This window comes from Mesorhizobium prunaredense (assembly GCF_900156895.1).
GTDB lineage: Bacteria > Pseudomonadota > Alphaproteobacteria > Rhizobiales > Rhizobiaceae > Mesorhizobium > Mesorhizobium prunaredense.
Window position 1 is genome coordinate 1 of sequence record NZ_FTPD01000038.1, and the last position, 4,891, is coordinate 4,891.

Sequence of the window (4,891 nt, forward strand, 5' to 3'; positions counted from 1 at the left end):
GACTCAATTCATCCCGCTCTAGCGGCGAGCCTGCACGTCCGATCCGATATAGGCGATGCGCAGCATGTTGGTGGAGCCGGGCGTCCTCAACGGAACGCCGGCCGTGATGATGACCCGGTCGCCGGGCTTGCCGAATCCTTCATCCAAAGCGATGCGGCAGGCGCGGTCAACCATATCGTCGAGGTCGATGGCGTCGGGCGAGACGACGCAATGCGTGCCCCACAAAAGCGACAGCCGCCGCGCCGTGTTGACGATCGGGGAAAGCGCGACGATCGGCACCTGCGGCCGCTCGCGCGCGGCGCGCAGGCCGGTCGTGCCCGACGCCGTATAGCTGATGATCGCCGACAGTTTCAGCGTCTCGGCGATTTCGCGAGCGGCGAGCGAAATGGCGTCGGCGCCGGTCGCTTCCGGCTCCGAGCGCTGCGCGTTGATGATGCCGGCATAGGTCGGGTCGGTTTCGACCTTGCTGGCGATGCGGTTCATCATCGCCACTGCCTCGACCGGGTAGGCACCGGCCGCGGATTCGGCCGAGAGCATGACGGCGTCGGCGCCTTCGAACACGGCGATCGAGACGTCCGACACCTCGGCGCGGGTCGGCACCGGCGCGGTGATCATCGATTCCAGCATCTGCGTGGCGATCACCACCGGCTTGCCGGCGCGGCGCGCGGCGCGGGTGATCTGCTTCTGGATGCCGGGCACGGCTTCGAGTGGCATTTCGACGCCGAGATCGCCGCGGGCAACCATCAGTGCGTCCGAAAGTTCGATGATCTCGGCCAGCCTGGCGACTGCCTGCGGCTTTTCGATCTTGGCCATGATCAGCGCCCGGCCGCGCGCGATCTTGCGCGCTTCCGCCAGATCCTCCGGCCGCTGCACGAACGACAGCGCCACCCAGTCGACACCGGTGGCCAGCACAGCATCGAGATCGCTGCGGTCCTTTTCGGTCAGCGCGCCGACCGGCAGGTCGGTGTCGGGCAGGCTGACGCCCTTCTTGTCGGAGATGCTGGTGCCGGCGACGACGGTGCAGACGATCGCCTCTCCGTCGCTCTCCACCGCCTTCAGCTCGAGTTTGCCGTCATCGATCAAAAGACGGTGACCGGCCTCGACCGATCTCAGGATTTCCGGATGAGGCAGATAGACCCTGGTCGAGTTGCCGGGCTCGGGATTGTTGTCGAGCGTGAAGGTCTGGCCGAGCGTCAGCGTCTCCTTGCCATTGGCAAACTTGCCGACCCGAAGCTTGGGTCCCTGCAGGTCGGCGAGAATGCCGATCGGCCGGCCGACCGCTTTCTCGACGGTGCGAATGCGACCGACAAGTGTGCGCATCAATTCATGATCGGTGTGGCTCATATTGATGCGAAATACGTCGGCGCCGGCTTCGAAAAGCTTCTTCAGCATGTCCTCGGAGGAGGAGGCCGGACCGATGGTGGCGAGTATCTTGACCTTGCGGCTGCGTCTCATTGACTGTTTGTTCCCGGGGCGGCTGGAACGCCCCCCGTTGCGGGGTCATCGGTCAGCTGGACCATCCAGCTTGCCTGCTCGCCCGTGTCATATTCCTGGAATCCGGCGCGCTGGAAGCCCCGGGCGACGCAATCGCTAACGCCGGCGATCTTGAACTCTTTTTCGGCCACGCACATGTTGATCGGACCATCCCAGCGCCCGCCGCGCTCGGCGTCTTCTGCATAAAGATAGTAAAATCTTGATGACAGCGGCCCTTCGATCAGCGTCTTGCAGCTCGATCCCTCGATGTGCCACCAGCCTTCGGTGATCCAGCCGGCCTTGGCGCGATAGCCGATGCCGACACCGACCAGGTTCTGCGTGGCGTTGCAGACACGGAAATCGGCGCGCGCCGGCGAGGCAGCAACCATCGCGGCGAGGCCCACAGCGAAGGTCAGGAACGGCATGGCGAAGGCATAGCGCACACGCGGCCTGCCGGCGGAACCCATCCTGAAACCTCTCAAGAACCACATTTGCATCTCTCAACGCCCCTTTTCGGAAAAGTCCGGGCGCATGTCAACGCGCCCTTCTGCTCAATTCCAATCGATTTAGAAAGGCTTCGGCGCACGGTCTGTCGCCTTCCGCCAGATTTCCGCAGAAACCGTGGCCAAACGACGGCATTGCGTAATCGTCCCCTTCGTGGAATGAGGATACCATCCTCCCCCGAAGCCAGCGAACAGACCATTTCCCGCCGATGACCCGATCCACAGTTTTCGCGCCTTTCGACGTCGTCGAAGGCGATCGCAAGCGAGGCATCGTGCTTCTGGCCGATCACGCCCGTCGCGACCTGCCAGAAGAGTATGGCAGCCTCGGCCTGCCGGCGGCGGAATTCGACCGCCATATCGCCTACGACGTCGGTGTCGAGACGGTGACGCGCGAACTGGCCGCGTTGCTCGGCGTGCCGGCAGTACTCGCCAATTTTTCGCGGCTTCTGATCGATCCCAATCGCGGCGAGGACGATCCGACGCTGATCCGCCAACTCTATGACGGCACCGTCATTTCGGGAAATTATCCACTTGCTCTGAAAGAACGCGAAAGGCGGCTCGACCGCTTCTATCGACCCTATCACGATGCGGTCGGCGCCATGATCGCCTCGGTGGCGCAGGCTTCCGCAAGCGCACCCTTTATCCTTTCGGTGCATTCCTTCACCCCGTTCATGCAGGGATTCGTGCGCCCTTGGCATGTTGGCATCTTGTGGGATCGCGACGACCGGGTGGCGCGACCGCTGATCGACATGCTCGCCGAGGACAAAAGCCTTATCGTCGGCGACAACGAGCCCTACGACGGCGCGCTGCGCGGCGACACCATGTTCAGGCATGCCATAGTCAACGGCTTTGCCCATGCGCTGATCGAAATCCGTCAGGACCTGATCGCCCATCGGCAGGATGCGGTCGCCTGGGCCGAACGGCTGGCGCCGATCGTTGACGCGATCAACCGCCGTCCCGATATACATCGGGTCAGACGATTCGGCTCGCGCACCGGGCCGCTCTAAGGAGGTTTCGATGACCGAACTCAGCGACGAGCAGAAACGCGATTTCGAAGCCGCCGCCTTCCGCCGGCTGGTCGCGCATCTGCGCGAACGCACGGACGTGCAGAACATCGACCTGATGAACCTCGCCGGCTTCTGCCGCAATTGCCTCTCCAACTGGTATCGCGACGCCGCGGAGGCCGCGGGTGTCGATCTCAGCAAGGACCAGTCGCGCGAGATCATCTACGGCATGCCCTATGCCGAATGGCAGGCGCTCAACCAGACCGACGCCTCCGATGCCAAGAAGGCCGAGTTCGAGGCAAGACGCCCCAGGGATCATTAAGACCACGATCCCGAAAAGTGGAATCCGGTTTTCGGATAAGATCGTGGTCGAACAAAAGGCCCCGACCCAATCGGGTTCATCAACCCGGGTTCAAGCGAGCCGTTTGGCCCAAGCACTTTTCAAGACGAGCGCTTGACTGAGGATTGAATCGATCTAATTTGCCGCGCGAAGTTATTTTTCGCATCGGATTCTCCACGATGGACACGCTAAACCGCATGCAGGCCGCCATTCGTGGACGATGGGCCGTGGCGGCGATCTTCTTGGCCAATGGCTTTCTGACCGGCGCCTGGGCGCCGCAGATCCCGGTGGTGCTGACCCGGCTGGATATCAGCAAGTTCACGCTTGGCCTGCTGATCCTGCTGTTCGGCGCCGGCGCGGTCACAGCCATGACCTGGTGCGGCCACCTGATCTCCAGGCATGGGTCGCGCAACGTGCTGCGCTGGTTCGGTCTCATCGGCAGCTTCGGCCTGCTGGTTGTGGCGCTGGCTCCCAACGTGCCGCTGGCGGCCATCGCAATGTTCATCTTTGGCGGTTCGATCGGCGGCATGGATGTCGCCATGAACGCCAATGCGGTCACGGTGGAACGGCGCTTGTCCCGGGCCATCATGTCGTCCTCGCACGGCTTCTGGAGTCTTGGCGGTTTCGCCGGCGGCGCTCTCGGTGGCCTCGCCATACAGAATTACGGTCATCTCGCCCATGCGGCGGTGGTGACGGCGCTCGCTTTTGCCGTGATTGCCGTGGCAGTGCGCTACCTGATTGCCGAGAACAAGCCGCCCCAAGCGTCCTCGGAGGCAATCGGGCATCGCAAATTCGCGCTGCCTGGAAATCCGCTGGTCTATCTGGTCGGGCTGATGGCGCTGATGACGATGATCTCCGAGGGAGCGGTGCTCGACTGGGCAGCGCTTTACCTGCAACAGGAACTCGGCACCGACCTCGCCGTAGCTGGTTTGGCCTACGCCGCTTTTTCCGGCGTCATGGCCGTCATGCGCTTCGTTGGCGACGGCGTCCGAAACCGTTTTGGTGCCGTAATGACGTTGCGCGTCTCGGCGCTTGTCGCCGCCGCCGGCATGCTGGTGGCCGGTCTGGCGCCCTCGCCCTGGCTCGCCATCTCAGCTTTTGCTTTTTGCGGTTTCGGCATCGCCAATATGGTGCCGATCCTGTTTTCGGCCGGCGGCAACCAAGAAGGCATGTCGTCCGGCACCGGCATGAGCGTCGTCACCACAATGGGCTATTCCGGCATCCTGGTGGCGCCGTCGGCGATCGGCTTCATCGCCGAGCACTCGAGCTTCAGTCCGATCTTCGTCGCTTTGTCGGGGCTGCTGGTCGTCGTCTTTTTGATGGCCGGGCTCGCTCACCGCGCCGAATTCGCGCCTGACGCGGCCCCGGCCGAATAGCGTTTCAACTCCTCGAGGAAATCCGCGGCACGGCGGATGCGCACGCTGGTGCGCACGTCGCGACGCATGGCGAGCCATACCGGCAGCGCCAGGCCGAAGCAGGTCGCGCTCCGGAGCGAAAGCTCGGCAAGACCCGCATCAAATCAAATGCTGTAGCGCTGCGAGTCCTAAACCTAGAGCGGGATGAATTGAGTC

The 4,891-nt window shown here is 63.2% G+C and carries 5 protein-coding genes and 1 pseudogene; 3 read left to right on the forward strand and 3 right to left on the reverse strand.

Annotation, left to right across the window (positions count from 1 at the left end):
- Window positions 1–18 precede the first annotated feature (18 nt).
- Entirely contained in the window at window positions 19–1,455 is a 1,437-nt protein-coding gene (pyk, locus tag BQ8794_RS23610) for a pyruvate kinase (RefSeq protein ID WP_077381051.1), read from the reverse strand.
- Window positions 1,452–1,940 (reverse strand): DUF1036 domain-containing protein, encoded by a 489-nt coding sequence (locus BQ8794_RS23615; RefSeq protein WP_023797022.1) that lies wholly within the window; start codon window positions 1,938–1,940, stop codon window positions 1,452–1,454. Before BQ8794_RS23615 ends, pyk begins: the two co-directional genes overlap by 4 nt.
- A gap of 245 nt (window positions 1,941–2,185) precedes the next feature.
- Between BQ8794_RS23615 and BQ8794_RS23620 the strand changes: the two genes are divergently transcribed.
- The 3 genes from BQ8794_RS23620 (at window position 2,186) to BQ8794_RS23630 (ending at window position 4,696) form a co-directional block, all read left to right on the forward strand.
- Window positions 2,186–2,983, forward strand: coding sequence for an N-formylglutamate amidohydrolase (locus BQ8794_RS23620; RefSeq protein WP_077381052.1), 798 nt, complete (start codon window positions 2,186–2,188; stop codon window positions 2,981–2,983).
- A 10-nt stretch (window positions 2,984–2,993) separates the two neighbouring features.
- On the forward strand, window positions 2,994–3,302 hold the full coding sequence (locus tag BQ8794_RS23625; protein ID WP_077381053.1) for a DUF1244 domain-containing protein: 309 nt from the start codon (window positions 2,994–2,996) through the stop codon (window positions 3,300–3,302).
- Window positions 3,303–3,499: 197 nt separating this feature from the next.
- Window positions 3,500–4,696, forward strand: coding sequence for an MFS transporter (locus tag BQ8794_RS23630; protein ID WP_077381054.1), 1,197 nt, complete (start codon window positions 3,500–3,502; stop codon window positions 4,694–4,696).
- On the opposite strand, the pseudogene BQ8794_RS36700 reads toward BQ8794_RS23630, so the two are convergent.
- A pseudogene (locus BQ8794_RS36700) lies at window positions 4,654–4,785 on the reverse strand (LysR family transcriptional regulator); the annotation flags it as partial. The gene BQ8794_RS23630 and the pseudogene BQ8794_RS36700 overlap by 43 nt on opposite strands.
- Window positions 4,786–4,891: the final 106 nt, after the last annotated feature.